Consider the following 249-nt stretch of genomic DNA (forward strand, 5'->3'; position numbering starts at 1 on the left):
GTCTTCCTGCTGCTCCAGATTTTCCCGAATACCTTTTCTCCCGCGTAAACGCATCACATACCTCCACAAGCTTGTCCAATGAATTGGGACGTCATATCCCGATACTGCACTATTGTGACGAAGTTACAGCCAAAAGTAAAGAGCCAATAGAAAAAGGAACCCTATCTTTCCCTCTCGGACAAGATGCAGGTTCCTCTTTCTTATATTGGAATTGGGGTTCCGCGGTAGTTAAACTGTGAAATATTTACC

1 protein-coding gene is annotated in these 249 nt (G+C 44.2%); it reads left to right on the forward strand.

Features of this window, described 5'->3' with window-relative positions; all coding sequences use genetic code 11:
* Nucleotides 1–239, forward strand: a 239-nt coding sequence (locus ACSNOG_RS33760; protein ID WP_436756480.1) for a hypothetical protein, incomplete at its 5' end; no start/stop codon positions are given.
* Nucleotides 240–249: the final 10 nt, after the last annotated feature.

The sequence above is a fragment of the Streptomyces sp. URMC 124 genome (assembly GCF_051386455.1).
Lineage (GTDB): Bacteria > Actinomycetota > Actinomycetes > Streptomycetales > Streptomycetaceae > Streptomyces.